This window comes from Oceanicaulis sp. UBA2681 (assembly GCF_002354675.1).
GTDB classification, from domain to species: domain Bacteria; phylum Pseudomonadota; class Alphaproteobacteria; order Caulobacterales; family Maricaulaceae; genus Oceanicaulis; species Oceanicaulis alexandrii.
Genome location: NZ_DEMB01000016.1, coordinates 101,151 through 126,547, shown reverse-complemented (window position 1 = coordinate 126,547; position 25,397 = coordinate 101,151). Strand labels below are relative to the sequence as shown.

Genomic DNA, 25,397 nt, shown 5'->3' with positions numbered 1-25,397 from the left:
GACGCCGACTACATGATCCGGTTCGCCTGTCCGGAATTCACCTCGATCTGCCCGGTGACCGGCCAGCCTGACTTCGCCCATCTGGTGATCGACTATGCGCCCGCGCAATGGATCGTCGAGAGCAAATCGCTCAAGCTCTATCTGCAGAGCTTCCGCAATCATGGCGCCTTCCACGAAGCGTGCACCATGATGATCGGTCAGCGCCTGGTGGATGAGATCCAGCCCAAATGGCTGCGCATTGGCGGCTATTGGTATCCGCGCGGCGGCATCCCCATCGACGTGTTCGGGCAATGGGGAGAGGCGCCGAAAGGCTTGTGGATTCCCGATCAGGGCGTGCCGTCTTATCGCGGTCGCGGCTGAAGAAACATTAACATATTGAACTTTAAGCCCTTCCGGCGAGCCCCGGGAGGGCTTTTTTACGCCTGAAGGTGAGCGATGTGTGCGTGTGAACACGACATTTAGACAGGTAGGCATGAAAAAGTGTCAGGTTATATTGACATGTGGAGAGTGTGTCAGGTAAGCATGACTCAACGTCAATTTAACCTGATGGTGTGAACATGAAACCTGTCACTGCCTACCGCTTCGCCGCCTTCGTTCTGGGCGTTTTCTCAATCTTCCTGTCGCTTCAGGCCTTTGGAGTTTTTCGCGCTGAGGGCGCCGAGCCCTGGCGTTCGGATCGTATCATCGTCTCGCAGGCCGGGGACGCGAACGGTCAGACGGTTGTCTACGTCCCCGGGCTGGCGTCTCCGTCTGAAGTCTTCGAGCCCTTCGCCCGGTCTGACTGGGACAATCACCTTGTGACCCTGGCCGGTTTTGGCGGGGTCGAACCGCCTGCGGAGCTCGAGCCTTTCGTGGGGCCGGCCAGTCAGGCGATTGCTGAGTATCTCGTGGCGCAGTCTTTAGAAGACGTGGTGCTGGTCGGCCATTCCATGGGCGCGCAAGTGGCGCTTCTGGTCGCCGGGCAGGCGCCGGACCGGATCTCTGACGTGATCGTCGTGGATTCAGCGCCCTTTTTCGCCGGGTTGATGCAGCCGGGCGTGACGCCGGAAATGATGGCGCCGCAAGCCGCTGCGATCCGCCAGCAGATGAGCGCCATGCCGCGCGACGCCTATCTGGGCATGATGGCTCAGGGGCTGCGGGTTCAGTCGATGACCGAGCAAGGCCAGGCCCAGGTCATGGCCTGGATCGAGCAAGCCGATCAGCGGGCTGTCGCCGCCGCAACGGCGGAGATCATGGAGACGGACTTTGCTCCGCGTCTTGAGGTGGTCCAAGCGCCGGTGACCTTGCTCTACGCCGAATTTCCTGAGATGGCGCCGAGCGTCATTCGCCAGATGTTCGTCAGCCAGTATGAAGGTCGGGTCGATCTTGAGGCGCGCGGCGTCGCCGACTCGCGTCACTTTATCATGCTGGACCAGCCAGAGCGCTTCGCAGACGAAATCGCCCGTGTGGTTGAAGGAGAGTAATCATGGCCGTGACCCCAGCCGCCAAGACCTATATGCGACGGATGCTGGTGATTTTCACCCTCTATACGGTTCTGCTGTTCGGCGCCGTCTGGACGGATAATCAGTTCGACCTGGCTCAGCCGGTTCGCATCATCCTCAGCCTGTTGCCTGTCCTGCCGGTGATCGCCTGCATCGGAACCATCATGGCCTTCGTGCGCGCCATGGACGAAGTGCAGGCCCGCATCGTGTTGGAATCCGCTCTGATCGGCGCGATTCTGGTGGCGGTGGCCAGCTTCACCTACGGCATGTTGCGCGGCGTGACGGACTGGCCTGGCATTCCGGAAGTCTGGTATCTGCCCGCTTTTATCGGGGTCAGCGGCTTCGCCCAGATTTTTGTGAAGAGGCGCTACCAGTGAAGAACCGGATCCGAGTGCTGCGCGCGGAACGGCGCTGGTCGCAAGCCGAGCTGGGAGAGCGTGTCGGCGTGTCGCGCCAGGCGATCAATGCGGTGGAGACGTCCAAGCATGACCCGTCCCTGTCGCTGGCCTTCAAGATCGCCGAAGCCTTCGACGCCCGGATTGAAGAGGTCTTTGACCCTCATGGCGAACCGGATTGAGGGCGCACCTTTTTTTTCTTCTTCGCCTCCGCTCAGTCAATCCTCGCTGACGCTGCGGGCGGCCTTTGGCCTTGCGAACCCTTTTGGTACGACGCTTAGCTTCCGGGCCTGCCTTGAAACCGCCGTGGTGATGAAAAGTGTGTTCAGCTTAATCAATTGAAGCTGAACGCGCTTTTCCGCATCGGTTCATCCCCGGTGCGCCAGTCTCTGTATCGACGCGGACGATGATGTCCGTGGATGCACACTGGAGACTGCACATGATTACTCGCACCCTTCTGGCCGCCGGTCTCAGCCTGGCCTGCCTCACCTTCGCGCCGAGCGCTGAAGCGCAATCGCGCAACTCCATCGAGATCACCCAGTCCGGCCATGCCAATGAGCTGGCGGCCCGTGTGAACGGCTATCGCAACCGGGTGAATCTGGAGCAGCGCGGCGTGCGCCAGTTCATCTCGACCCTGCAAGAGGGCGCCCGCAATGGCGCGCAAGTGTCTCAATATGGCGCAGGCAATGAGGCGGGCCTCAACCAGCAAGGACGCCGCAATCGCATCGTGATGGGGCAGGAAGGCCGGTTCAACGAGGCGTTCAGTTCGCAATTGGGCTTCGGCAATGTGGTGGGCGTCGCCCAGATCGGGTCAGACCATCAGGCGGTCACCCATCAGGAAGGCTCCAACAATGCGCTCGGCGTGATCCAGATCGGCCGCGGCCAGTTCACCGACATCCATCAAACCGGCTCGGGCAATGTGACGCTGGTCATCCAGGGCGGTTTCTAGACGCACATGCAGGGCTCGAACGGCGGTCGGCGCCAGTCGCCGACCGCTTATCCCGACACAAGGAGAATACAGTCATGCGTATACGAGCTTTTCTGTCAGGCCTGGCTGCCTGCACCGGCCTTGCGGCCGCCTGTGCGCAGGCGCAATCGCACCCCTCAGACGCCAGTCTGGACGCTCAGCCGGTCGCGCTGTGCGCGCTGACCGAGCTGCAGGACCCGGACGGACGCACACTTGTCGCCGAGGCGGCGTCAGGGTTGAGCGGTCACTGGCGTTTGCGCTTGGGCGGTCCCGGCCTCTCAATGGAGCAATCTGGCGCTCTGGCCGCCGGGCCGGGCGGGTCTGAAACTCTGGCCCGTATCGAGCTTGACCCGTCCGCGGCTGAACGCGTCTCGCTCGATGACCTTCAGCCGGGTCAGACCGTCACGAGCGGCGGCTCCGGTCCGCTCTTTGGCGCTTTGACCGTGTTCGACCTTGAAGGGCGAATCCTGTGCGCGACCGACTGGGAAGGCGCGTGAGTCAGAGCGCTTGAGGTGCGGTCTTCGCGTCTTCACGCGCACACAAATCGCGCAGACGCTCAATAGCCGCCTCGGGCGTGGGGTGAAAGCTGATCGTCTTGATCACATCATCTTGAGCGAAGCCGGCGTCGACCACGCGCAGGAGCAAGGTCTCCAAAGGCCCCCAGAATTCCGCGTCCAGAAAGGCGGCGGGTTTGTCATGACGGCCCAGCTGGCGCAGCATGATCATGTCGAAGATTTCTTCAAGCGTGCCCGCGCCGCCGGGCAGCACAAGGAAGGCGTCCGCTTCTTCGACAATGATGGCCTTGCGCGCGGCGAGGGTGGCCGTGATGCGAGGCTCCACGCCCTCTTGCAAGCCTTCCGTCGGGATCAGAAATTCAGGGATGACGCCCAGGACCTCGCCGCCTTCCGCCATGGCGGCCCGCGCCAGACGGCCCATCAGACCGGCTTCGGCGCCGCCATAAACCAGACGCAGTCCCGCGCGCGCAACTGCGCGTCCGGTCGCTTCAGCCAGGTCTGCAAAGTGGGGATCCGCACCATCGCTCGACCCGCAAAATACGCAGATGCTCCGCATTTTCGCCTCACATAGAATCCAAATTGTCTGTAAACGCGGATTGAAACGTTCAGACGAGACGTCCAGCATTACCAACATGGCGCATCCGGCGCGAGGCTTGCATAACAGTCTCTGACGTCAGAACGCGAGGAGTAGGCACATGGCCGCAACGCGGTCCTTTCTGATTGCTACAGCTCTGCTGATCGTTGCGGTTGCAGCGGCGGCGGTCTTCATCGTGATGCGTCCCGGTCCCGGCGCCATCAGTGCGCCAGAAACGCCGACTGTCTCCGAACAGGAAGAAGCGCTGGCGCAATCCAGTCAGGAAACGGCTGCGCTGATTCCGCCCACCTTTGACATTGTACGTGTGGACCCGCGCGGCACCGCCGTCGTCGCCGGTCGCGGCGCACCCGGCGCCAGCGTCGTCCTGATGGTGGGCGAGGAAGAAATCGCCCGCGTTGAAATCGACAGCGCCGGTGAATGGGTGATGATCGTGGATCGTCCGCTGCCCGCGGGGTCTGTCGAGCTTTCGCTTCTTATGGAGACGCTTGCTGGCCAGGAAATACGCTCTGATCAGGTTGTGGTTGTCTCCGTCCCTGAGGGGCGCGACGAGACTCCGTTGGTGGTCCTGGGGCGGCCGGGCGAAGCCAGCCGGGTTCTTCAAGGCCCGTTCGATGGCGTGTCCGTGGGGCCGCTTTCGCTCTCGACCGTGGATTATGACGATAGCGGCGCCGTGATTTTCTCTGGCCGCGCCGTGCCGGGCACGGATGTGCGCGTGCTGGCGGATGGCGAGGAAGTGGGACGCGTCACCACGGATGACGCCGGGCGCTGGGTGATCCGCGCCGGAACGGCCTTTGAGCCGGGCGTCTACGATCTGCAAGTGGATCAGCTGGATGAAGACGGGCGGGTCACAGCCGTGATCGTGCTGCCGTTTGAACGCGCTGCGCCTGAAGCGGCGCGCGCCGCTCAGCAAGCGGGCCGGGTGATCGTTCAGCCGGGCAACTCGCTGTGGCGGATCGCAAGACGGCTTTACGGCGAGGGGCTGCAATACACGGTCATCTATGAAGCCAATCGCGACCAGATCCGTGATCCTAATCTGATCTATCCTGGCCAGGTGTTCTCGGCGCCTGAAGACGAGGCTGAGGCCGGCAGCGGGAACGGACCCGAATAATTCGGCGCCGCTCCGGCATGGCGCCGGGACGGGCTTCGCCCTAAATAGGGCGTCATGCATCATCATGACCCTGCCAATCCCACAGAAGGCCCCGCACCCGAAGGCCGTCTGGGCGAGGCGATTTCGCGACTTCTCACCATTCTGGCGTCCGACGACATGCGGCGTTGGCGCCCGCGCATGGCGTTCGCCTTTCTGATCACCTTGATCGCCAAGGGATTCGCGGTCGCGTCTCCCATTGCGTTCGGTGAAGGCGTGAACGTGTTGACCCGCGGCGCCGCAGACGGCGCGCTGGCGACGGGATTGTTCGGCGCGGCGGCCGTGATGTTCGTCGCCTATGGCTTGTTGCGCTTCGCCGCCAGCGGAACCCCGCAATTACGCGACGCGATCTTTGCGCCAGTCAGCCAGGACGCGCAGCGCCTGACTGCGGTGCAGGGGTTTGCGCATGTGCAGACGCTGTCCTTGAGCTTTCATCAGACCAAGCGTACCGGCGCCATGAACCGCATCATTGATCGCGGCGCCAACGCCGTGGATTTCCTGCTGCGCTTTCTGGTCTTCAACATCCTGCCCGCGCTGGCCGAACTGCTGCTCGCCGCCATTGTGGCGGCGGTACTGTATGGCTGGATCTTCTCGGTGATCATCGTCATCGCCGTGATCGCCTATGCGGTGACCACCGGGCTGATGACGGAATGGCGGGTGAAGCTGCGCCGCCAGATGAACGAGGCGGACACCGAGGTGAACGCCCGAGCCGTGGACACGCTGACGAACTTTGAGACCGTAAAGGCCTTCGCCGCGGAACAGCGCGAGGCGGACCGCTATGACGACGCCAAGAAACGCTATGCCGACGCCGCGTCAAAATCCCAGCAAAGCCTGGCCGGGCTGAATGCGGCGCAGGCCGCGATCATGAATGGCGGCTTGCTCGCCGTGGCGCTGACCGGCGGCTGGATGGCGCTCAATGGCGAGCTGGAACCCGGCGATGTGGCGGCTTTGACCCTGATGCTGATGAACGTCTATCAGCCGCTGAACATTCTGGGCTGGGCCTATCGCGAGATCAAACAGGCGAGCGTGGATCTTGAACGCCTGTTCCAGACCCTGCGGCTCAAACCCGAAGTGGCGGACAAGCCGGGCGCTGCGAAACTGGCGCTAAAGGGCGGCGGCGTGCGCTTTGACCATGTCAGCTTCGCTCATGACGGGCGCGACCGGTCTGTGTCTGATGTCAGCTTTGACATCGCGCCGGGCAGCTTTATCGGGCTCGCCGGGCCGTCGGGCGCGGGCAAGTCCACGCTGCTGCGTCTTCTGTTCCGCTTCTATGACCCGGATGAAGGCCGGGTGCTGATTGATGGCCAGGATATCGCCGGCCTCAGCCAGTCCAGCCTGCGCAATGCGCTGGGATTGGTGCCGCAGGACGTGGTCCTGTTTAACGACACGCTGCGCGAGAACATTCTCTATGGCGACCCGCAGGCGGATGAAGACGCGCTGTGGGATGCGGTTGAGCGCGCGCGTCTGAAAGACTTCGTCCTGTCCTTGCCCAAGGGGCTGGAGACGCGGGTGGGCGAGCGCGGGCTGAAGCTCTCGGGCGGCGAGAAACAGCGCGTCGGCGTCGCCCGCGCGATCTTGCGAAACCCGCCCATCCTGATTCTGGACGAGGCCACCTCGGCGCTGGATTCAGAAACCGAGAGCGAGGTTCAGGCCGCTTTGGCCGAGGCGGCGCGCGGGCGCACCACGATTGCCGTGGCGCATCGTCTGTCCACCATCGCCAAGGCCGACCAGATCATTGTTCTGGAAGACGGGCATGTGACCGAGCAGGGCGATCACGCCGCCCTGTTGGCGGCGGACGGCCGCTACGCCGCCATGTGGCGGCGTCAGGCGGAGGCTGGCGAGCTGGCGTGATGTGCGTCTTTTTCGGCAGGCCGTGTTTTCGCCGAAATCATGCATAAGAACCCCTCTGCCTGTCGGGACGCAGGCTGGATCGGGGACGCACAGTATGAACACCACCGCAGTTTTGAACGCGGCGATCACCGCGCTGACGCTCGCGTTCACCGCAATGCCTGCCGCCCGAGCTTGTGATCACTCAGATGCGGACGGCCCTGATGTAGCGCTTGTGTTGAGCGGTGGCGGCGCGCTCGCCAGCACCCAAATCGGGGCGTTGAAAGTCATCGAGGAGATGGGGGTTCCCATCCATTGCGTTGTCGGTACGTCCATGGGCGCGGTGGTGGGCGGTTTGTACGCCGCCGGCTATTCCGCCGAAGAGCTGGAAGACATCTTTGTCTATACTGACTGGCCGGAGGTGTTCAGCGGCCGCCCCCCGCGCGAAGACCAGTCCTATTTGCAGTCCGAGCGCGCATCCGAATATCTGACCGGCGCCTTGGTCGGCTTGGGAGAAAACGGGGCGAGGTTGCCAGGCGGCATGCGCTCCATGCGCGGCCTGCGCCAGCATTTTCGCAGCCTGACCTTTCATGTGCCTCTGGACGCGGACTTTGACGCGCTCAGCACGCCCTATCGTGCGGTTGTCACGGATTTCTCCTCCGGCGATGCGGTCGCCTTGTCATCCGGCGATCTGGTGCAATCCATGCTGGCCAGCATGGCGGTGCCGGGCGCGTTTCGCCCCCGCGAGATTGACGGCGTCTTGTATGTGGATGGCGGCATGGCCGCGCAATTACCGGTGCGTCAGGCGCGCCAGATGGGCGCGGACATCATTATCGCCATCGACACCAGCGTCGAACCGCCTGCGCCCGGCGAGGCGCCGTCCATGTCCGAGACCCTGCAGCAATTGATCCGGGTGACGGTCTGGCGCAACCGACAAGCGGACGTGGCCCGGTTGAAAGAGCGTGATGTCCTGATCACCCCGTCTCTGGAGGGCTTGTCGACCACGGCGTTTGATCAGGCCGCCCATGGCGTCTCCAATGGCGCACGCGCAGCACAGGACCATCTGGATGCGCTGCGCGAGATTGCGCAGATCGCCGCGCCGTCGAGGCGACAGGCGATGCCGCGTCCGCATGTGTCCCAGTATGCGGAGGCCGACATCCGGGTGATCAACAACACCACAATTGATGACGGGGTGCTCAGCGCTCGCGCCAATCTGGAGCGCGCGCTGCAAGGGGATGAGGATCTGTTGCCGCGACGGCTGAACGCGCTGACGGCGTTTGGCGCGCTGGGTGAAGCGGATCTGGCCCGCGACGAGAGCGGTCTGGTGCTGATGGTGGATGAGCGCGATATCGGGCGCAGCCAGCTTCAGGGCGGCGTGCGTCTGTCCAACACCTTTGCAGGGGATTCCACCTTCTCGGTGCTGGCGCGGTATTCGCGTCGGCCGTTTTCTCACCGCGGCGGGGATTTCAGTCTGTCTGTGGAGCTGGGCACCACGAACGGGCTGGAAGCGGTGCTCCAGCAGCCCTTCGGAGAGGCGGGGCGGTATTTTTATGAGCCGAGCCTGTTTTATGAGGGCGAGGAAACGCCCTTGAGGATTGGCGATCTGCGTCTGGGCGAGTTCTGGGACCAGAAAGCCGGCGCCCGCTTGCGGCTGGGACGTGAGCTCGGTGATTGGGGCGTGGCGTTTGCGGGGGGTGAAGTGCGCCGGGGTCGAACCGAAGCCAAGGTGACGCTGCTGCCTGATTTGGAGCCTCTTGTTTATACGCTGGCGGGTGTCGGCGGTGGCGTCCGCATGGATACGCTGGATCACTTGAGTTGGCCGACACGCGGCATGGCGCTGAGCGTGGAAGCGTATCAGCTGTTCAGCCTGGGCGATGACGCGTCAGATACGGTCCAGCTGTCTGTAGCGGGGATGCGTGCGTTCGAGCTTGGCGATCTGGGCCTGCTGGCCAGCCTGAGAGGCGGGCAGGTGCGCAATGAAAACGATGACCCGATTGACCTGATCTCGCTGGGCGGGTTTCGTTCCATCTCCGCCTATGCGCAGAACGCCGTTCCGACCAATGCCTATGTTTACGGTTCACTGGAAGCGTATCAGCGACTGGACCGGACCGGCGCCGTCTTCAATGTGCCAGTCTATGCAGGCGTGCTGCTGGAAGCGGCGCATGTGGAGTTGGACTTTCTGGCTCCGGGCGAGGCGGGCGCCACTTATTCCGGCGCGCTTTATCTGGGCGTCGACACCGTTCTGGGGCCGGTCATTCTGGGCGGGGCGATCGGGGAAGAGGGTGCGGGCGGGCTGTTCTTGCATGTGGGCAGTTCATTTTAACGCCCGTTAACGCCTAACACTTTCGATAATTGATATGCGACGATCTGCCTAATGGCCTCCCGCGCCATGAGCGCGACACTCTTGCGAGAAGATAACGCCCGTCACGATTGCGCGTGACAGGGTGACAGCGGGAGGTTTGATATGGCTGACATCGTCATTCTCGGCGCAGGTCTGGGCGGATTGCCCATGGCGTTCGAAGCGCGCGAGCAGATGCGAAAGACTGACACCATCACGGTGATCAGCGATTCTCCGACATTTCATTTCACCCCTTCCAACCCGTGGGTGGCGGTGGGCTGGCGGGAGGCCGAGCAAATCAAGATTGAGCTTGCGCCGCTTTTGAAAAAGCGCGGCATCGAGTTCATCCATGCCGCCGCCACCAAGGTGCATCCGGATCGCGATCAGGTGGAACTGAGCAATGGCGAGACCATCAGCTATGATTATCTGGTCATCGCCACAGGGCCCAAGCTCGACTTTGACGCCATTGAAGGGCTGGGCCCCCATGGCGGTCACACTCAGTCCGTCTGTCATGTGAACCATGCCGAACTCGCTGGTGAGGACTGGGAGAAACTTGTCGCGGATCCCGGCCCGGTGATTGTCGGCGCAGTGCAGGGCGCATCCTGTTTCGGTCCTGCCTATGAGCATGTCTTCACGCTGGAAACCGATCTTCGGCGCAAGAAGATTCGCGACCAGGTGCCGATGACCTTCGTGACTTCAGAGCCTTATATCGGTCATCTGGGCCTGGACGGCGTGGGGGACACCAAGGGCCTGCTCGAGCATGAGCTGCGTCAGCGCTCGATCAAATTCATCACCTCCGCCCGCATCACGAAAGTTGAAGCGGGCCTGATGCATGTGGAGGAGGTGGGACGCCAGGGTGAAGTGGTGGAAACCCATGAACTGCCCTTCAAGCACTCCATGGTGCTGCCCGCCTTCAAGGGCGTGGATGCGGTGTTCGGCGTGGAGGGTCTCGTCAACGAAAAGGGCTTCGTGCTGGTGGATCGCCATCAGCAAAATCCCAACTGGCCGAAAATCTTCTCGGTCGGCGTCTGTGTGGCCATCCCGCCGGTCGCGTCCTATCCGGTGCCGGTGGGTGTGCCGAAAACCGGTTTCATGATCGAATCCATGGTGCGCGCCGCCGCCAAGAATATCCGCGCCCTGATCGAGGGGCGGGAGATGAAGCACGAATCCACCTGGAACGCGGTCTGCATCGCGGACTTCGGCGATGGCGGGGTGGCGTTCGTCGCCATGCCGCAAATCCCGCCGCGCAACGTGAACTGGGCCGTGGAGGGCGGCTGGGTCCATATGGCGAAGGCGGCGTTTGAAGGCTATTTCATGGGCAAGATGCGCCGCGGCGTGAGCGAGCCCTTCTATGAGCGCATGATGCTGGACCTTCTGGGCATCACCAAGGTGCGTGACAGCAAGGGTTGATCCAGAGTCTGAAATTCAGACGCAAAAAACCCCGGCGTGGGGGACGCCGGGGTTTCTCGCCTGACGACGGGGGCGAACCTTCTAGGAAAAGGCGCCGCCAGGCTTCACCCCCAGGACCTTGAAGATCATGGCGGCGGGACAAAATCCGGTGAAGCTGGACTGAACAAGGTTCAATCCCACAAAAGCGGTCAGCCACAGCCAGTAGGGGCTGTGAAACTGTGACAAGAGCAGCGAAACCAGAACCATGGTTCCTGCCAGCAAGGTGACTGCGCGTCCGATTGTCATGGCGTCCTCAACTATTATCAGTTTTGATAATTGATAATAGATATGGTGTCTACTGACCGGTTACACCATGTGGCGGACTGACGCGGCGGCGGTCGTGACAGGGACCGGATAGCAAAACGCCGGCCTCGATGAGGCCGGCGTTTGACCGATCAGGCTGAGCGCGGAGCTTAGCCGTGTTCTTCAATATGCGCTTCCATAGCGTCATATTGGTCTTTCACCTTGCCGCGCGGGGCTTTGGTGACGGCGTCCGTGATCAGAATAGCGAGCGTTGACGCCAGGAAGCCCGGGATCATCTCGTACATGAAGGCGGACAGCGATCCGCCATTGATCGTGAGGGGCGCGTACAGCCAGAACAGCACCACGACCGCGCCCGTCACCATGCCGGCGATGGCGGCCGAACGGCTCATATTCCTGCGATAAAGGCTGAACAGGATCAGCGGACCGAAGGCGGCGCCGAAACCGGCCCAGGCGTTGGACACCAGATCCAGGATCGAGCTCGACCGGTCAAAGGCGAGGAAGATCGCCACCAGCGATACGACCAGAACCGACAGGCGTCCGATCAACACCAGCTCTTTCTGGCTGGCGCCGCGACGCAGGAAGGTCTTGTAGAAGTCCTCGGTCAAGGAGCTTGAGGACACCAGAAGCTGGCTGGAGATGGTGGACATGATCGCCGCCAGGATCGCCGCCAGCAAGAAGCCGCCCACCAGCGGGTGGAACAGGATCTGGCTCATCAGGATGAAGATGGTCTCGGAATCCGTGAACTCGATGCCGCTCTGTTCGATCATCGCGCCGTTCTGGGTGACGAAGGCGAGGCCGAAAATACCCGTCAGCACGGCGCCGATGACCGTGACGATCATCCAGCTCATGCCGATCAGTCGGGCGGTCGCCACTTCCCTGAGCGTCCGGATCGCCATGAAGCGCACGATGATGTGCGGTTGTCCGAAATAGCCCAGACCCCAGCTCATCGCTGAAATGATGCCGATAATGCTCATGGAAGTGAGCGGGTCGGGGATCATGGACATGTAGTGGGGCACGTCGGCGGCGGCGCGGGTGGTGTCGACGATTTCGCCCAGGCCTCCCAGCTGCGTGAAGGCCACGATGGGCACCATGATCAGGGCCACGAACATGATCACGCCCTGCACGAAGTCCGTCAGACTGACCGCGAGGAAACCGCCGAACAGGGTATAGGCGATAACCACGCCCGCTGTCAGGAACAGCCCTAGTCGGTAGTCGAGGCCGAAGCTGGCTTCAAACAGCTTGCCGCCCGCCACAACGCCTGACGAGGTGTACAGGGTGAAGAAGATCACGATCACCACTGACGACAGGATCCGCAGGATGCGGGTGTCATCGCTGAAGCGCTTCTCGAAATAGTCGGGGATGGTGATCGCGTCGTCTGCGATCTCGGTGTAAACGCGCAGCCGCGGGGCCACCAGCAGGTAGTTAAAATACGCCCCGATCACGAGGCCCACCGCGATCCACGCCGCGCCCAGACCCGAGACATAGACGGCCCCGGGAAGGCCCATCAGCATCCAGCCTGACATGTCGGACGCGCCCGCAGAGAGCGCGCCGACGGCGGGGTGAAGTTTGCGACCGCCCAGCATGTAGCCGGACACGTCGTCAGTGGATTTTTTGTAGGCGTATAGCCCGATGCCGAGCATCAGGACGAAGTACGCCCCGAGCGACACAAGCGCTTCAACTTGCATGATGGCCCCCGAATGAACGCGTAAAGAGTTCGATTAAGCTATGGTTTTGGGCTTACGGCCGGGTCTGGCCATTGCCGCGGACACGGTATTTGAAGCTGGTCAGCTGCTCCAGCCCCACCGGACCGCGCGCGTGCATTTTACCCGTTGCGATGCCGATTTCCGCGCCCATGCCGAATTCGCCGCCATCAGAGAATTGAGTGGAGGCGTTATGCATGACCACGGCGGAGTCGATCTCGTTGAGGAAACGCTCGGCGATCGCCGCGTCCTCGGTGACGACGGCGTCCGTATGCGCTGACGAATGCTCGGAGATGAAGGGAATGGCCTCGTCCGGGCCATCCACCAGCTTCACTGACAAAATGGTGTCGAGATATTCGGTGTAGAAGTCCTCGTCGGTCGCCGGCTTGATCCGCGCATCGATCTCGCGGGCATCCGCTTCACCGCGCACTTCGCACTCGCCCAGCGCGTCGAGCGCCATGGGCAGGAAGTCTTTGGCGATAGAGCGGTCCACAACAAGGCTTTCCGTCGCGCCGCAAACGCCGGTCCGGCGCAGCTTGGCGTTTTTCACGATCGCCGCCGCCTTTGTCAGGTCCGCCGCGGCGTTCACATAGGTGTGGCAATTGCCGTCCAGGTGCAAAAGCGTCGGTACGCGCGCCTGGTCGCGCACCAGCGACACCAGGCCTTTGCCGCCGCGCGGGATCACCAGATCCACGTACTCGGCGCAGGTCAGAAGCGCCTGCACCGCGTTGCGGTCGGTGGTGTCGATCATCTGGATGCATTCAAGCGGCAGGTCCGCCGCTTTCAGGCCCTCGGCCAGGCATTCCACAATGACGCGTGTGGAGTTCAGGCTTTCAGACCCGCCGCGCAGGATCACCGCGTTGCCGGACTTGAGGCAAAGGGCGCCGGCGTCCGCGCCCACATTCGGGCGACTTTCGTAGATCATGCCGATCACGCCGAGCGGCGTGGCGACACGCTCGATGGTCAGGCCATTGGGGCGTTCGGTGGTGTGCAGCACCCGGCCCACCGGGTCCGGCAGCGTCGCGATCTGGTCCAGCGCATCCGCAATCGCGTTCACCCGGCCTTCGTCCAGGATCAGCCGGTCGATGAAGGCGGCGGGCTTGCCCGCGGCCTTGACGCTGTCGACATCCTTGGCGTTCGCCTCCAGCAGCCGTGCGCGGTTGTCGCGCAGGGCTTGGGCGGCGGCGGTCAGCGCCTTGTTCTTGCGTTCGGTTGAAGCGGACGCAAGCGAACGGGAGGCGGTCGCAGCGCGACGCCCCAACTCGTTTACATAGGCGGTGACATCAGAAGTGTCTGGCATGTCGTTCATCCGGCTGAGAACAGCGGTCATACGGTGGCTGGCTCCTTTATAGCGTCCGTTATCGGGGGCGGTGAGTGAAAGTCTTAGTCGCGCAGCTCGACGGCGCGCGTATAGGCGGCGGTGAGAGCGGCGTTCAGCCGTTCATCCAGCACGCCGTCATGATTGAGGGCGTTGACCCCGGCGGCGGTTGTGCCGCCCTTGCTCATGATGGAATTGCGCAGGTCTTCAAACCCGGCTTCATCTTCGAGCGCCAAGGCCATGCAGCCCGCCATGGTTTCAATCACCAGGCGACGCGCATCCTTGGGGCCGAAGCCTTGCGCCTCGACGGCCTTTTGATAGGTGCGGGCGAATTCGAAAACATAACCCGGGCCGCTGCCGGCGGCTGCGGTGATGCGATCGATCTGATCTTCGTCATCGAGCCAGATCGCTTCGCCAACAGCTTCGCCCAGAATGGTTCCAAGCTCGCGATGATCCTTGGTGGCGGTGTCGTCGGCATACAGGCCGCTGACGCCGCGACCCACACGGGCAGGCATGTTGGGCATGAGACGCAGGGCGCTGACGCCGCCTGCGGCGGCAGACACCTTGGCGGCGGACGCGCCAGCGGCGATCGAAACCACGCAACCGCTGTCCTTGACGAATTTTGCGGCGGGCGGAATGGCGACATCGATCAGCTGGGGTTTGACGGCCAGGATCAGGGCGTCAAACCGTTCGGAGGGGTCCAGATCGTCAACGGACTTCACCCATTTCACGCCCACAGGCAGTTTGGGTTCGCCCGGATCGACCACGGTCACACCGACGCCGCCAAGTTTGATCCATCGCGAAAGCAGGGCGCCGCCCATGTTTCCGCATCCAACCATAATCAAATTCCAGCGCACGAAGCCTCCGTCACAGCTTATTGTCCAAGTCGCGCCAATCCAGTCTGACGCGCCGCCGCACTATTTAGGTGACGAAGTAAGATTTTTCAACTCGATGCGGAGTTCAGATGCTGCAACCGTTCGTAAACTACGCTGTCATAGGATTTTGAGCGCTGAGGAAACATTGGGGGGCTCCCCTTGAATTGTTTCGAACAAAAAGTATCTTTCGCGCACCTTTGCGGCATGCTGCGCCGCGTCACCGGAGAGTATTGTTTTGTCTGATCGCCAACGCGTCGTTGTGAAAATTGGCTCATCCCTCCTCGCTAATGAGGAGCACCTCACTCTGCGCTACGCCTTCATGCATGGGGTGATGGAAGACGTCGCCCGTCTGCGCGACGAGGGCATTGACGTGGTTCTGACCTCGTCTGGAGCTGTGGCGATCGGCCTGTCCACCATCGGCGTCGCGCCGGAAGAGGCCGGGCTTCTGGACAAACAGGCCGCCGCCGCCTGCGGCCAGCCGCTCCTGATGAACGCCTACAAGCAGATCGCGCTCGAATACGGGTTCGATATTGCGCAGGTTCTGGTGACGCTGGACGATCTGGAAGATCGCCGCCGCTTCCTGAACACCAAGAACACCATCACGCGCCTGATCGAGCGCGGCGTGATGCCGATCGTGAATGAAAACGACTCTGTGACCACGGCCGAGCTGAAGGTGGGCGATAATGACCGTCTCGCCGCAAAGGTCGCGCAGATGGTTCAAGCCGACAAGCTGGTGATCCTGACCAGTGTCGACGGTCTGTATGACCGCAACCCCGAGGACGAGGGCGCCCAGCACGTGCCGGTGGTCGAGGATGTGTCTGAATATCTGGAAGTGACCAGCTCGGTCAGCGCTCTGGGTACGGGCGGCATGCTGACCAAGATGCGGGCCGCGAACATGGCCCAGAACGCCGGCGTGGAGACGCTGATCGGCCAAGGCGAAGTGGACCGTCCGGTCTCTGCGCTTTTGAAAGACGAGCGCCGCCATACCAAATGCGTCGCTCTGGGCGACCCCGACAGCTCATGGGCGATCTGGCTCACAGACCGACTGCAGCAAGCAGGCGGCCTGGTTGTTGATGAGGCCATGGCTGATAAGCTGCGCAAGGACCGGGCGGACATCGGCCGCTGCGACATCGTTTCCGTTCAGGGCGATTTCAACAAAGGCGATGTGCTGCATATCTATGACGAAGCCGGCGAGGAGCTGGCCCGCGGCATGTCCAATTTCACATCGGCTGAAATCCTGCTGCTGGCCCGGAATACGGATTCCACTCCGTCTGAGCTGCTGGGATACGAATCAAAGCCGAGAATCATCGCCGCCGACAACATGGCCCTGATTCAGGATCACCACCTGACCTGGGAAGCGCCGACGGATTCGGTGACGCTGGTCGGCTGACCCCGGCGATTTCTTGCAAATGTGGAATGAGGAGAGGGGCGCTCAGAGCGCCCCTTTTCTTTGGTCTGAGGGACAGCGACTCGCCAGTGTGTGGCGGGGCCCAGATGCGAGCAGCCCCGCCTTGCGGGGCAAGGCGGGGCTGGTGCTCACTCAGTGATGGGCGTCATCGCCGCTGATGGCTCCTCGGGACGGGCTCGAACCGCCGACCCAGCGATTAACAGTCGCTTGCTCTACCAACTGAGCTACCGAGGAACACTCATCAGCGATGAGGTGGTGTGTATATCCAGAGCGTTGGACGCGATCAAGCGGCTGTGTGCAGCCCGATGCAGTTTCGTTTCAGTCCAGACATCCAGACATAAAAAAATCGGGAGCCCGAGAGCTCCCGAAAAGGCATTGGGTGGATGGTGGGGTGTCTTCGAAGGAAGACGTGTAAACAAATACTGAGTCGGGAGTTAACAACCGCCTAACGTTAATGAAAATTCTCCACATTCCGTCGGGACTTCGCTGATGGTCGCAGACCGGACCGGACTGTGCTACTTTACCTGTTAAACAAAGCAGACGGGGAGGTTTGCATGGCTGAACGCAGCGCGACTTATCAACAATTCTGGCCCTTTTACCTTCGTGAACACGCCGAGGCGGGAACGCGATACATGCACTATGCGGGCACGCTTATCGGCACCACGATTCTGCTGGCTGCGCTACTGACGCAAACCTGGTGGGCGGTGCTGCTGTGGCCGTTGACCGGATATGGCTTCGCCTGGGTCAGCCACGCTTTCATCGAGCGCAACAAGCCGGCGACCTTTATTCATCCGTTCTGGTCTTTTATCAGCGATTATCGGATGACGGCGCTGGCCTTCACCGGCCGCCTCAAGCCCGAGCTGGTCAAGGCGGGTGTGCTCGATCATCCGCACGCGCACGCCGCCGAGTAATCCGCCCGGTTGCGGATGGTCCGTCAGGATCGTCCGCAACAGCGTATCCGAATCAGATCGGACGGTCTGTGAGGACCGTCCGCAAAACGCTTGTCAGGAAAGGGTGGAGGCGCCACCCGGAATCGAACCGGGGTACACGGATTTGCAATCCGCTGCGTCACCACTCCGCCATAGCGCCGTCCTGTGGTGGGTCGCCCTCTATACAAAAGCCAGACGCCGCCCGCAACGCGCTTTGAGCGGGCTTTAACAGCTCTATATGTGGAAATATGCAGTGGCTTGGGGTCGCAGGGACGCGCCTTGGCCTTGCGGGTCAGAAAGCGAGCGCGATATAAGCGCCGCGAACACTCATTACAGGGACGCCGTCGCGCCATGTCCGAATTCGAGACCGCCCGCCTCGCCATGGTCAACAGCCAGATCCGTCCGAACGACGTGACGGATCATCGTATCCAGGATGCGATGGCTGACATTCCGCGTGAGCGGTTCTTGCCCAAATCCCAGGCCGCCAAGGCTTACGCAGACACCGAAGCGCGTGTGGCCGAAGGCCGCTTCATGCTGACGCCGCGTGATCTGGCCAAGCTGATTCAAGCTGCTGACATTCGCCCCACCGACGTGGTGCTGGATGTGGCGTGCGGCCGGGGATACTCCACCGCTGTGCTGGCCCGCCTCGCCGAGACGGTGGTCGGACTGGAGCAAAAAGATCTGGGCCTCGCCGAGAAAGCCACGGACGCGCTCAACGCCATCGAGACCGATAACGCCGCTGTCGTTGAAGGCGAGCTGTCAAAAGGCGTGCCGGGGCAAGGTCCGTTTGATGTGATCATCGTCAACGGCGCTGTGGCCGAGCCGGCCCAGGCCTGGATTGATCAGCTCAGCGTCGGCGGCCGTCTGGCTGTCATCGTCCGCGACGGAACTGTCGGCCGGGCGCGTATCTACACCAAGGCGCAGAATACGGTGGGCGATCGTGATATCTTCGACACGACCGCGCCCTATCTGCCGGGCTTTGAACCGGAGGCGAAATTCGCTTTCTAGGCAGGCTGTCATCAGATTGTCTGTCGAGGGTGACATTTTGCACCGTACACCGTGTCTTACCCGTCCTATACAAAGACGGGTAGGTTTTGCGCGACTTGCGCAAGGGATGGTCAAGAGGGACGCCCCATGAAACGTTTGCTGTGCGCCGCCGCACTGTCGGTTTTCTCGTTTAGTCTTGCGCCCATGGGGATGGCGCAGGCGCAGTCTCTTCAGGAGACGCTGGTCGCCGCCTATGAATCCAACCCCACGCTGGGCGCTCAGCGCGCCAGTCTGCGACAGTCCGAAGAAGGCTATTTCCAGGCCCGCGCCAACGTCTTGCCCAGCCTGTCCGCGAACGGCTCGGTCGGAGAGACGCTGGACACCTGGGGCGGTGCGCAAGAGAGCGACTCGTCCAGCTATGGCCTGACGCTGAACCAGTCCATTTATCGGGGTGGTCGCACGCGCGGCTCTATTGACGCCGCCCTCTCGCGAATCGAAGCGGCTCGCCAACAGCTGCGGTCCACCGAGCAGTCCGTGCTTCTGGATGCTGTCAGCGCGCATATGAATGTGGTCCGCGATCAGCAGATCATCGCCATCCGCAGCAATAACGTCGAGGTTCTGGCCGAACAGCTGCGCGCAGCGCGCGACCGGTTTGAAGTGGGTGAGATCACCCGTACCGACGTCGCCCAGGCCGAAGCGCGCCTGTCTGGCGCGCGGGCCCAGCTGTCTGCTGCGCAAGCGGCGCTGGCCGCCTCTCGCGCTGGTTACGCCCGCGTGACGGGCGTCGATCCGATTCAGCCTGTCAGCGCCGGCCCCGCCGAACAGGCGCCGGATGAATTCGCCGACGCTGCGGAAGTCGCGATCAGCCGCAATCCTGATCTGTTGGCCGCCCAGTTCGCAGAACTGGCCGCTGAACATGGCGTGCGGGTGGCGCGCGGCGCCCAATTGCCTGAAGTGGGTCTGCGGGCGTCCATATCTGAAGGTCGCGAGAGCGATTTCTCCGGCCAGGGCCGCGGCTCCGCCTCGGTGACGGCTTCTGTGACCATGCCGATCTTCACCGGCGGCCTGAACCGGTCGAATGTGCGCCAGGCGCGCGCATCCGCCGACCAGGCGCGTCTGTCGGCGCTGACCGTGCGCCGTCAGGTGATCGAGGGCGCGACCAATGCGTGGAACAATTACCTCGCCGCGCTCGCCGTGATCGAATCAAGCCGTCAGGCGGTTCGGGCGAACGAAATCGCCTTTGAAGGCGTCGAGCAAGAGGCTCTTGTGGGGCTGCGGACCACGCTGGACGTGCTTAACGCCGAGCAGGAATTGCTGAATTCCCGGCTCGAGCTGGTGCGCGCGGAACGTGACCTGACTGTGGCCAGCTATGCGCTTCTGCAAGCCATGGGACAACTGGACGCCGCCAGCCTGGCTCTGCCGGTTGACGCTGTGGACGTCGAGTCGCGATTTGAAGAATCTCGAGGGGCTAACTTCGACTTAACGCCCTGGAATTAGACCTTGGAAATCAAGGAAGGGTGCTGGACAGCCAAGGCTTGCCGCGCCTAACCTGTGCGCCGCCGTTTACCCCTCGACGGACGAAGGACGTCTCTATGGCTCAGGATAGTGCTGAACAAGAACCGACGATGGAGGAAATTCTCGCCTCCATTCGCCGTATCATTAACGAAGACGAAGAAGAGCCGAAGGCTGAAGAAGCCGAGGCTGAGGCCGAACCCGCCCCTGAGCCGGAACCCGAGTTTGAGGCGGAGCCTGAGCCGGAACCCGAGCCTGAGCCCGAGCCGGAGCCTGAATTCGAGGCTGAACCGGAACCTGAGCCTGAGCCGGAACCCGAGCCGGACATGGATATGGACGACGCGCTTGAGCTGACCGAGCGTGTCGAAGACGACGAGCCGGTCGATCTCGCCGATGATCTCATGATCATGGATCGCGAGCCGGAGCCTGAGCCGGAACCCGAGCCTGAGTTTGAGGCGGAACCGGAGCCGGAGCCCGTTGACGAAGAGTCTCTGGTCGACGCTGCGCCGGCTTCTGCCGCGGCTGGCATGTTCGCCGCTTTGTCTGAGAACCTGCGGGTTTCTTCCCAGCAGGGACAGACGCTTGAATCCATCGTGCGTGAGATGATGCGCCCGATGCTCAAGCAGTGGCTGGATGAAAACCTGCCCTCAATCGTTGAGGAAAAAGTGCAGACTGAAATCGAGCGTATTGCACGCCGGGGCCGTTAATCGGGTCTGGACTTATGACGATCAAACGGGCGCCGCAGGACGGCGCCCGTTTTGTTTCAGCCTCCTGTTTCATAACCATCCCCGAGACCGACCATGCGTGACCTGACCCAAGCCATTGAAGAGCTGACCCCCTGGCTTGAGAGCCTTGAGACAGAGCGCAAAGCCGCCGTCTCCCAATGCTATAAAGGTGTCGGAATCGCCTTTGGCGGCGTGGCCGTGTTCTTGATCGTATCGGGGCTCGCAGGCTTTCCCGCGCCGGTCATGCTGGTCGGCTCCGGACTGATCGTTCTGGGGGCCATGATCTGGGGCAACAGCGCCCTCAACACGCTGCGAAAGACCGTGAAGTCCGGCCTCAATGACCGGTTCGCCTCCGCCTTCGGCATGCGTTACAGCGCCGAAGTGCATAACCCGGTGCGGTTTGACGCCTTTCGCGAGCATGGCTTGCTGCCGGGCTCTGACCGGAAGAGCTTCGAGGACATGTTCTCAGGCGAATCTTACGGGGCGGATTTCGATATTTACGAAGCCCATCTTGAGGAACGCCGCCGCACAAAGAACCGCACCTATTACGTCACGGTGTTTCGCGGGGTGCTGATCCGCATCAACTTCCCGCGCACGGTCGAAGGCGTCACCCTGGTGACCCGCGACAAGGGTATCTTCAACGGGCTTGAAGGCTGGGGGAAGAAGCTGTTCAGCGGCCGCAAGCTTGAGCGGGTCGGCCTGGTGGATCCGACGTTCGAGAAAGCGTTTGAAGTCTACGGCACCGATCAGGTGATGGCGCGCTACCTTCTGACGCCCTCCTTCATGGAGCGCTTGCTGAAGCTCGAGACCGAGCTCAAGGGCAAGAATGTGCGCTGCGTGTTCGATGATGCGCTGGGCGATGGGGATGGCCGCGGGGAATTGCTGATCGTTGCGGAGACCGGCAACAAGTTTGAAGCGGGCTCCATGTTCAAACCGCTCACCGATCATGACCGCGTTGAGACCCTGCACGGCGAGTTCTCGATGATCGACGACATCATCAACACCGTGCTGGAGCCTGCGCGTGAAGGCGGCGGGGTCAGCTAGGCCTTCGGCTCCAGCAGATCCCAGCGATTGCCGTAAAGATCGCGAAACACCGCCACCTTGCCATAGGGCTCGGTCCGCGTGTCTTCTTCAAACGGCACGCCGTTAATTTCCATGGCCTGGCGCTTGGCGTCAAAGTTGTTCGTGTGCAGGAAAAAGCCCACCCGGTCACCAGCGAAGGCGCCGATGGCGGCGACTTGCTCGACGCCCTTGGCCTTGGCGAGCAACAGCTTCACCCCGCCATCGCCGGCGCCGATTTCGACCCAGCGTTTGCCGTTCCCAAGATCGTCATCGGTCAACACGTCAAAGCCGAGCGCAGTTTTGAACCAGGCGATGGCCTCGTCATAGTCCGCGACCAGATAGGTCACTGCGGCGAGGGTTTGAGACGGCATGCTCACAGGTCAAACACTCCGATGAAGGGCACGTGGTCAGAGGCTTTTTCCTTGCCGCGCACATCCTTGGCGATTTCGACGGATTTGAGCTGATCGGCGGCCTGGGGGCTGAGCAGGAGGTGGTCGATGCGGATGCCGTTATTCCTCTGCCAGGCGCCGGCCTGATAATCCCAGAAGGTGTATTGGTGGGCGCGGCCGTCGGCCTGCATGAACGCCTCTGAATACCCAAGCCACAAGATCTCCGCAAAGGCGTCCCGGCTCTCAGGCCGGATCAGCGCGTCGCCCTCCCAAGCGGCGGCGTCATGTACATCGCTGTCGCGCGGGATGAGATTGTAATCGCCCGCCAGAATGACCGGCTCTTCCAGAGCCAGAAGCGATTTGGCATGCGCTTTCAGGCGCTTCATCCATTTGAGCTTGTAATCGTATTTGGGGCCGGGCGCGGGATTGCCGTTAGGCAGATAGATCGACGCGACCCGCACCGGGCCGGTGTCTGCGCTGATCACGGCCTCGATATACCGCGCCTGCTCGTCTTCCTCATCGCCGGGCAGGGCGCGCTGGCTGATCTCCTCGATCGGGCGCTTAGAGAGCAGGGCGACGCCGTTATAGGTCTTCTGGCCGACCGTCTCGACATTATAGCCGAGCTCTTCGATCTCGAGCCGGGGGAAGCCCTCGTCCACCGTCTTGATCTCCTGGAGGCACGCCACGTCCGGTTTGGCTTCTTTCAGCCAGTCCAGCACATTGGGCAGGCGCGCCTTGATCGAGTTGACGTTCCATGTGGCGACGGACAAGGTCATGAGGCTGATCCCGGCTGAGGACGAACGAAAATGCGTGATATGGCGGATGACGCCTTTGATGCGGAAGCGCCGCCGCGCAAGGTGACGTTTCTAGCAGTGTTCGGCTTGCTTGTGGCCAGTGTGGTTGCAGCCTGGATCGGGTTTTTCGGCTACGGGCTGTGGATTCCGCGCAGCGTGACCTTCGGCGACAGGGCGGGCGAACCGCTGGCCGAATGGATCTATTACGCCATGAGCGCTGGCCCGGCGCTGGCCTGCGGGGCCTTGATCATGGGCTGGCTGGTGTTCTGGATCGGACGGCGTCCTGGCCTCGGGATCCGGCTGGTGTTCTTCATCCCCGTGACGTGGCTTTGCCTGCTGCTCGCGTATTCCGCCGTTGTGGCGACAGCGTGCGGCGGCGATTTCCTGTGCCAGCCGTGACAGTTTGAGAAACCGGCTGCTCAGGGATGAGGTTTTCCTTAAGCTTTACAATTGTCTGTTATGAAAGCTCGAGGCAAAGATCGATGGGCGTCGCGTGAGCCATGCGCGGACACAGCACCCGGAGTAGAGCGATATGCAAACGGCTGAAAAACACGGGGCTCCGCAGGGCATGAACTCCGGGATGAGACTGGGATTGGTGGGGCTCACCCTTCTCGTGGGCCTCATTGGACTGGTGAGTCTGGGCGTATCCGAGCTGGTCACCCAACCTTACCGGGAGCCATCAGACACCCCGTCAGCTTATCCCCTTTTCGTCTATTGGGTCTGGGCGGGGCCGGTGTTGTCGTTTGGCGGACTCGCCCTGGGCTGGGGTGCAATACTGGGCCTGAAGCGCCCAGTGCTGGGTATGAAGTTGATCGGTTTCCCCGTTCTGGCCTGGGTGCTGGGCATGGTGGCTCTCGGTCTTCTGGCCATGCTTGCGCAATAAGCACCGTATAAGAAGACTTGAGTGTTTCAGGCCCGCCCTTACGCGGAGGGCGAGCCTGAGCGCAGATTTTTGTCTAGCGATCGCGACGGGTAAACGCGACGCGATCAACAAGGGGCGCGGAGCCATGAAACCCGGTGATTTCCCCCTGCTGATTGCGGATGAATGCCAGTTTCCGCATGGCGCCGCTGAAGGAGGAGAAGGTATCGTGCTGATACGCAGCAGCCTGAAAACTCCCGGTCCGGGGGTGAGTGATCATCAGGCCGTCATCTGACGCTGTGACCGTGTAGGCGGTGGCGAGCTCCTCGCTTTCATACACACCCGCAAACTCGGCCAGAGTGACGCTCCCGGCGTCAAACGGGGCCAGTTCAACACGCGGCGCTTTCAATGATCCGTGAAGCCCGATCGTGTAGTCGAAATAAGGCGAGGCGCCGTCTTCAGGTTCGGCGAACACCAGTGAGATGTCTGCCGCCGGGTTCAGCATGAAGGCGCGCTCAGCGATTTGCGGCAGGGGCTGCAGCTCGTCCGCGGGTGCGCCCAGCGAACCGAACAGTAACGCGTCTTCACCAGCGGTGATTGTAAAGATCATGCCAGGCTGGATCTCATAATCCCCGGCATAGGCCGCCAGTTGCGTCGAAATGGCGGGGGACCAGTCCAGGTCTGGTTCCGCGGTGAAATTGGCGCTGTCGCCGAGAAAGGTGTCAGCGAGGGCGAACGCCAGCCCGGCGCTGTCGAAATCGGTCCGATTGCTCATCACGCTGAGCTCGAAATCTTCGCTCGGAATGCGCAACAGGAAGGCGCGGTAGCCCGCATCCGTTCCGCCATGCGACCAGGTCTCAAGGCCGTTATAGATCCGCAATTCCTGCCCCTTCGCGAAGACGGACGCGTCGCCATTTTCAGCGAAGGCGCGCTCGGCCATTAGCTGGAAGACACGGTCGTCCCCCACGGTGCGGGTCTCGAAATTCTCCGCCCATTTCAGAAGGTCCGGCGCTGTGGTGAACAGCCCGGTCGATCCCGCGGTCTCATTGGCGGCGATGACGTTCGCGAAGCCGTCGCGGGTCGGATAGTAGGACGCTGCGCGTGAAGCGATGAGCGCATTGCGGCTTTCCGGAAAACGGGTGTTGGTCATGCCCAGCGGTTCAAAGATCCGCTCACGGGTGAAGTCGTGGAACGACTGGCCTGATACGCGCGCGACGATATGGCTGAGCAGGGTATAGCCGGTATTGCTGTATTCGACTTCGGCGCCGGCGGGGAAGTTCACGCCGGTTTGACGGCTCAGCAGCTCCAGCTCCCGGTCGCGCTGGCGGATATCATCCGCCATCCAGCCCGCCATGACGCTCAGCGAGGTCAGCTCGCGAAGCCCTCCCATATGATCGAGCAGATGCCGCACGGTGACGGTCTGCGGGTGAGCGGAGAGCTCGGGCAGATAGGTGCGGATGTCGGCGTCCAGATCGATCTGCCCCTCCGAGACGAGCATCAGCGTGCTGAAGGCCGTGAATTGTTTTGAGATCGAAGCCACCTGGAAGGCGGTGTCTGGTGTGATGGCGATGCCATGTTCGAGATTGGCGAGGCCAGCGCCCCGCGCAAAGACAATCTCGTCATTGACCGATATGGCGATCGACAGGCCCGGAGCGTCATCAGTCTCCCAGGGCGCGATCAGCGCTTCCGCCTGGACGATTTCAGGCGGGATGGTTTCGACTGTGGCGGTTTCAGATGATGCGTTGCAGGCGCTTGTGAGCAGTGTCAGCGCAGCGCCGAGCAGGCAGAATTGAGCGTTTTGAATGACCATGGATGAACCCCCGTATTGTCACGAGGTTCAAATGGCCCGGTCTGCTCGCCGCTA

27 protein-coding genes and 2 tRNA genes are annotated in these 25,397 nt (G+C 62.0%); 19 read left to right on the top strand and 10 right to left on the bottom strand.

What is annotated here, in order from left to right; translation table 11 throughout:
- From queF to B3M53_RS11870, 7 genes are all read left to right on the top strand, one after another.
- A partial coding sequence (gene queF / locus B3M53_RS11900; protein ID WP_286800457.1) for a preQ(1) synthase occupies window positions 1–360 on the top strand: 360 nt, incomplete at its 5' end.
- 197 nt (window positions 361–557) lie between these two features.
- A complete protein-coding gene (locus B3M53_RS11895; RefSeq protein ID WP_273020766.1) occupies window positions 558–1,463 on the top strand; it encodes an alpha/beta fold hydrolase in 906 nt (301 codons plus the stop codon).
- A 2-nt stretch (window positions 1,464–1,465) separates the two neighbouring features.
- Window positions 1,466–1,858, top strand: a complete 393-nt coding sequence (locus B3M53_RS11890) for a hypothetical protein (RefSeq protein ID WP_160092243.1) — start codon at window positions 1,466–1,468, stop codon at window positions 1,856–1,858.
- The gene (locus B3M53_RS11885) at window positions 1,855–2,058 is read left to right on the top strand and encodes a helix-turn-helix transcriptional regulator (protein WP_160092242.1); all 204 of its coding nucleotides are present in this window, start codon (window positions 1,855–1,857) and stop codon (window positions 2,056–2,058) included. Before B3M53_RS11890 ends, B3M53_RS11885 begins: the two co-directional genes overlap by 4 nt.
- Entirely contained in the window at window positions 2,042–2,218 is a 177-nt protein-coding gene (locus B3M53_RS11880; protein WP_273020764.1) for a hypothetical protein, read from the top strand. Before B3M53_RS11885 ends, B3M53_RS11880 begins: the two co-directional genes overlap by 17 nt.
- Before the next feature lie 97 nt (window positions 2,219–2,315).
- The gene (locus B3M53_RS11875) at window positions 2,316–2,825 is read left to right on the top strand and encodes a curlin-associated protein (RefSeq protein ID WP_273020763.1); all 510 of its coding nucleotides are present in this window, start codon (window positions 2,316–2,318) and stop codon (window positions 2,823–2,825) included.
- 74 nt (window positions 2,826–2,899) lie between these two features.
- Window positions 2,900–3,340 carry a hypothetical protein gene (locus tag B3M53_RS11870; RefSeq protein WP_273020762.1) on the top strand — a complete coding sequence of 147 codons (441 nt, stop codon included), beginning with the start codon at window positions 2,900–2,902 and terminating at the stop codon, window positions 3,338–3,340.
- A 1-nt stretch (window position 3,341) separates the two neighbouring features.
- Here B3M53_RS11870 and B3M53_RS11865 read toward each other — a convergent pair whose 3' ends face one another.
- Window positions 3,342–3,914: a TIGR00730 family Rossman fold protein gene (locus tag B3M53_RS11865; RefSeq protein ID WP_273020761.1), complete on the bottom strand. Its 573-nt coding sequence runs from the start codon at window positions 3,912–3,914 to the stop codon at window positions 3,342–3,344.
- A gap of 139 nt (window positions 3,915–4,053) precedes the next feature.
- Here B3M53_RS11865 and B3M53_RS11860 point away from each other — a divergent pair, with 139 nt between their 5' ends.
- The 4 genes from B3M53_RS11860 (at window position 4,054) to B3M53_RS11845 (ending at window position 10,672) form a co-directional block, all read left to right on the top strand.
- Window positions 4,054–5,061, top strand: a complete 1,008-nt coding sequence (locus tag B3M53_RS11860) for a LysM peptidoglycan-binding domain-containing protein (RefSeq protein WP_160092238.1) — start codon at window positions 4,054–4,056, stop codon at window positions 5,059–5,061.
- A gap of 54 nt (window positions 5,062–5,115) precedes the next feature.
- On the top strand, window positions 5,116–6,948 hold the full coding sequence (locus B3M53_RS11855; RefSeq protein ID WP_273020759.1) for an ABCB family ABC transporter ATP-binding protein/permease: 1,833 nt from the start codon (window positions 5,116–5,118) through the stop codon (window positions 6,946–6,948).
- A 94-nt stretch (window positions 6,949–7,042) separates the two neighbouring features.
- Window positions 7,043–9,247 carry a patatin-like phospholipase family protein gene (locus tag B3M53_RS11850; protein WP_286800454.1) on the top strand — a complete coding sequence of 735 codons (2,205 nt, stop codon included), beginning with the start codon at window positions 7,043–7,045 and terminating at the stop codon, window positions 9,245–9,247.
- Between the two features lie 141 nt (window positions 9,248–9,388).
- Complete coding sequence (locus tag B3M53_RS11845; protein ID WP_160092235.1) at window positions 9,389–10,672, top strand: NAD(P)/FAD-dependent oxidoreductase; 1,284 nt, start codon at window positions 9,389–9,391, stop codon at window positions 10,670–10,672.
- An 81-nt stretch (window positions 10,673–10,753) separates the two neighbouring features.
- Here B3M53_RS11845 and B3M53_RS11840 read toward each other — a convergent pair whose 3' ends face one another.
- The 4 genes from B3M53_RS11840 to B3M53_RS11825 all read right to left on the bottom strand — a co-directional run bounded on the left by B3M53_RS11840 (window position 10,754) and on the right by B3M53_RS11825 (window position 14,832).
- Window positions 10,754–10,957, bottom strand: a complete 204-nt coding sequence (locus B3M53_RS11840) for a YgaP family membrane protein (RefSeq protein ID WP_160092234.1) — start codon at window positions 10,955–10,957, stop codon at window positions 10,754–10,756.
- 167 nt (window positions 10,958–11,124) lie between these two features.
- Complete coding sequence (gene putP, locus B3M53_RS11835) at window positions 11,125–12,660, bottom strand: sodium/proline symporter PutP (protein WP_273020756.1); 1,536 nt, start codon at window positions 12,658–12,660, stop codon at window positions 11,125–11,127.
- Between the two features lie 52 nt (window positions 12,661–12,712).
- The gene (locus tag B3M53_RS11830) at window positions 12,713–14,005 is read right to left on the bottom strand and encodes a glutamate-5-semialdehyde dehydrogenase (protein ID WP_273020754.1); all 1,293 of its coding nucleotides are present in this window, start codon (window positions 14,003–14,005) and stop codon (window positions 12,713–12,715) included.
- Window positions 14,006–14,058: 53 nt separating this feature from the next.
- A complete protein-coding gene (locus B3M53_RS11825; protein ID WP_337954531.1) occupies window positions 14,059–14,832 on the bottom strand; it encodes a pyrroline-5-carboxylate reductase family protein in 774 nt (257 codons plus the stop codon).
- Window positions 14,833–15,103: 271 nt separating this feature from the next.
- Here B3M53_RS11825 and proB point away from each other — a divergent pair, with 271 nt between their 5' ends.
- Window positions 15,104–16,258 (top strand): glutamate 5-kinase, encoded by a 1,155-nt coding sequence (gene proB, locus B3M53_RS11820; protein WP_273020751.1) that lies wholly within the window; start codon window positions 15,104–15,106, stop codon window positions 16,256–16,258.
- A gap of 176 nt (window positions 16,259–16,434) precedes the next feature.
- On the opposite strand, the gene B3M53_RS11815 is transcribed toward proB, so the two are convergent.
- A tRNA-Asn gene (locus tag B3M53_RS11815) sits at window positions 16,435–16,510 on the bottom strand.
- 320 nt (window positions 16,511–16,830) lie between these two features.
- On the opposite strand from B3M53_RS11815, the gene B3M53_RS11810 reads away from it, so the two are divergent.
- A complete protein-coding gene (locus B3M53_RS11810) occupies window positions 16,831–17,187 on the top strand; it encodes a DUF962 domain-containing protein (protein ID WP_022699846.1) in 357 nt (118 codons plus the stop codon).
- A 104-nt stretch (window positions 17,188–17,291) separates the two neighbouring features.
- On the opposite strand, the gene B3M53_RS11805 is transcribed toward B3M53_RS11810, so the two are convergent.
- A tRNA-Cys gene (locus B3M53_RS11805) sits at window positions 17,292–17,365 on the bottom strand.
- A 191-nt stretch (window positions 17,366–17,556) separates the two neighbouring features.
- Here B3M53_RS11805 and B3M53_RS11800 point away from each other — a divergent pair.
- The 4 genes from B3M53_RS11800 to B3M53_RS11785 all read left to right on the top strand — a co-directional run bounded on the left by B3M53_RS11800 (window position 17,557) and on the right by B3M53_RS11785 (window position 21,473).
- Window positions 17,557–18,213 carry a protein-L-isoaspartate O-methyltransferase family protein gene (locus tag B3M53_RS11800; RefSeq protein ID WP_022699845.1) on the top strand — a complete coding sequence of 219 codons (657 nt, stop codon included), beginning with the start codon at window positions 17,557–17,559 and terminating at the stop codon, window positions 18,211–18,213.
- Between the two features lie 126 nt (window positions 18,214–18,339).
- Window positions 18,340–19,689, top strand: a complete 1,350-nt coding sequence (locus tag B3M53_RS11795; RefSeq protein ID WP_273020749.1) for a TolC family outer membrane protein — start codon at window positions 18,340–18,342, stop codon at window positions 19,687–19,689.
- A gap of 95 nt (window positions 19,690–19,784) precedes the next feature.
- Entirely contained in the window at window positions 19,785–20,411 is a 627-nt protein-coding gene (locus B3M53_RS11790; protein ID WP_273020747.1) for a DUF2497 domain-containing protein, read from the top strand.
- Window positions 20,412–20,504: 93 nt separating this feature from the next.
- Window positions 20,505–21,473 carry a DUF3137 domain-containing protein gene (locus B3M53_RS11785; RefSeq protein WP_022699842.1) on the top strand — a complete coding sequence of 323 codons (969 nt, stop codon included), beginning with the start codon at window positions 20,505–20,507 and terminating at the stop codon, window positions 21,471–21,473.
- Here the strand turns inward: B3M53_RS11785 and B3M53_RS11780 are convergent.
- Entirely contained in the window at window positions 21,470–21,862 is a 393-nt protein-coding gene (locus B3M53_RS11780; protein WP_273020745.1) for a VOC family protein, read from the bottom strand. The two genes, B3M53_RS11785 and B3M53_RS11780, sit on opposite strands and share 4 nt — an antisense overlap.
- Before the next feature lie 2 nt (window positions 21,863–21,864).
- The gene (gene xth / locus B3M53_RS11775; protein WP_273020743.1) at window positions 21,865–22,656 is read right to left on the bottom strand and encodes an exodeoxyribonuclease III; all 792 of its coding nucleotides are present in this window, start codon (window positions 22,654–22,656) and stop codon (window positions 21,865–21,867) included.
- Between the two features lie 30 nt (window positions 22,657–22,686).
- On the opposite strand from xth, the gene B3M53_RS11770 reads away from it, so the two are divergent.
- Together B3M53_RS11770 and B3M53_RS11765 are read left to right on the top strand one after the other, a co-directional pair.
- Window positions 22,687–23,073 (top strand): hypothetical protein, encoded by a 387-nt coding sequence (locus B3M53_RS11770; protein ID WP_273020740.1) that lies wholly within the window; start codon window positions 22,687–22,689, stop codon window positions 23,071–23,073.
- A gap of 133 nt (window positions 23,074–23,206) precedes the next feature.
- Window positions 23,207–23,557, top strand: a complete 351-nt coding sequence (locus B3M53_RS11765) for a hypothetical protein (protein ID WP_160092227.1) — start codon at window positions 23,207–23,209, stop codon at window positions 23,555–23,557.
- Window positions 23,558–23,630: 73 nt separating this feature from the next.
- Here the strand turns inward: B3M53_RS11765 and B3M53_RS11760 are convergent, their stop codons facing one another.
- A complete protein-coding gene (locus tag B3M53_RS11760) occupies window positions 23,631–25,343 on the bottom strand; it encodes a serine hydrolase domain-containing protein (protein WP_273020736.1) in 1,713 nt (570 codons plus the stop codon).
- Window positions 25,344–25,397: the final 54 nt, after the last annotated feature.

What these genes read in the sequence shown, in the direction of transcription:
- B3M53_RS11895 (WP_273020766.1), top strand. Translation starts at nt 558, where the DNA reads ATGAAACCTGTCACTGCCTACCGCTTCGCCGCCTTCGTTCTGGGCGTT.
- B3M53_RS11890 (WP_160092243.1), top strand. Translation starts at nt 1,466, where the DNA reads ATGGCCGTGACCCCAGCCGCCAAGACCTATATGCGACGGATGCTGGTG.
- B3M53_RS11880 (WP_273020764.1), top strand. Translation starts at nt 2,042, where the DNA reads ATGGCGAACCGGATTGAGGGCGCACCTTTTTTTTCTTCTTCGCCTCCG.
- B3M53_RS11875 (WP_273020763.1), top strand. Translation starts at nt 2,316, where the DNA reads ATGATTACTCGCACCCTTCTGGCCGCCGGTCTCAGCCTGGCCTGCCTC.
- B3M53_RS11870 (WP_273020762.1), top strand. Translation starts at nt 2,900, where the DNA reads ATGCGTATACGAGCTTTTCTGTCAGGCCTGGCTGCCTGCACCGGCCTT.
- B3M53_RS11865 (WP_273020761.1), bottom strand. Translation starts at nt 3,914, where the DNA reads ATGCGGAGCATCTGCGTATTTTGCGGGTCGAGCGATGGTGCGGATCCC.
- B3M53_RS11860 (WP_160092238.1), top strand. Translation starts at nt 4,054, where the DNA reads ATGGCCGCAACGCGGTCCTTTCTGATTGCTACAGCTCTGCTGATCGTT.
- B3M53_RS11855 (WP_273020759.1), top strand. Translation starts at nt 5,116, where the DNA reads ATGCATCATCATGACCCTGCCAATCCCACAGAAGGCCCCGCACCCGAA.
- B3M53_RS11850 (WP_286800454.1), top strand. Translation starts at nt 7,043, where the DNA reads ATGAACACCACCGCAGTTTTGAACGCGGCGATCACCGCGCTGACGCTC.
- B3M53_RS11845 (WP_160092235.1), top strand. Translation starts at nt 9,389, where the DNA reads ATGGCTGACATCGTCATTCTCGGCGCAGGTCTGGGCGGATTGCCCATG.
- B3M53_RS11840 (WP_160092234.1), bottom strand. Translation starts at nt 10,957, where the DNA reads ATGACAATCGGACGCGCAGTCACCTTGCTGGCAGGAACCATGGTTCTG.
- putP (WP_273020756.1), bottom strand. Translation starts at nt 12,660, where the DNA reads ATGCAAGTTGAAGCGCTTGTGTCGCTCGGGGCGTACTTCGTCCTGATG.
- B3M53_RS11830 (WP_273020754.1), bottom strand. Translation starts at nt 14,005, where the DNA reads ATGACCGCTGTTCTCAGCCGGATGAACGACATGCCAGACACTTCTGAT.
- B3M53_RS11825 (WP_337954531.1), bottom strand. Translation starts at nt 14,832, where the DNA reads ATGGTTGGATGCGGAAACATGGGCGGCGCCCTGCTTTCGCGATGGATC.
- B3M53_RS11810 (WP_022699846.1), top strand. Translation starts at nt 16,831, where the DNA reads ATGGCTGAACGCAGCGCGACTTATCAACAATTCTGGCCCTTTTACCTT.
- B3M53_RS11800 (WP_022699845.1), top strand. Translation starts at nt 17,557, where the DNA reads ATGTCCGAATTCGAGACCGCCCGCCTCGCCATGGTCAACAGCCAGATC.
- B3M53_RS11795 (WP_273020749.1), top strand. Translation starts at nt 18,340, where the DNA reads ATGAAACGTTTGCTGTGCGCCGCCGCACTGTCGGTTTTCTCGTTTAGT.
- B3M53_RS11790 (WP_273020747.1), top strand. Translation starts at nt 19,785, where the DNA reads ATGGCTCAGGATAGTGCTGAACAAGAACCGACGATGGAGGAAATTCTC.
- B3M53_RS11785 (WP_022699842.1), top strand. Translation starts at nt 20,505, where the DNA reads ATGCGTGACCTGACCCAAGCCATTGAAGAGCTGACCCCCTGGCTTGAG.
- B3M53_RS11780 (WP_273020745.1), bottom strand. Translation starts at nt 21,862, where the DNA reads ATGCCGTCTCAAACCCTCGCCGCAGTGACCTATCTGGTCGCGGACTAT.
- xth (WP_273020743.1), bottom strand. Translation starts at nt 22,656, where the DNA reads ATGACCTTGTCCGTCGCCACATGGAACGTCAACTCGATCAAGGCGCGC.
- B3M53_RS11770 (WP_273020740.1), top strand. Translation starts at nt 22,687, where the DNA reads ATGCGTGATATGGCGGATGACGCCTTTGATGCGGAAGCGCCGCCGCGC.
- B3M53_RS11765 (WP_160092227.1), top strand. Translation starts at nt 23,207, where the DNA reads ATGCAAACGGCTGAAAAACACGGGGCTCCGCAGGGCATGAACTCCGGG.
- B3M53_RS11760 (WP_273020736.1), bottom strand. Translation starts at nt 25,343, where the DNA reads ATGGTCATTCAAAACGCTCAATTCTGCCTGCTCGGCGCTGCGCTGACA.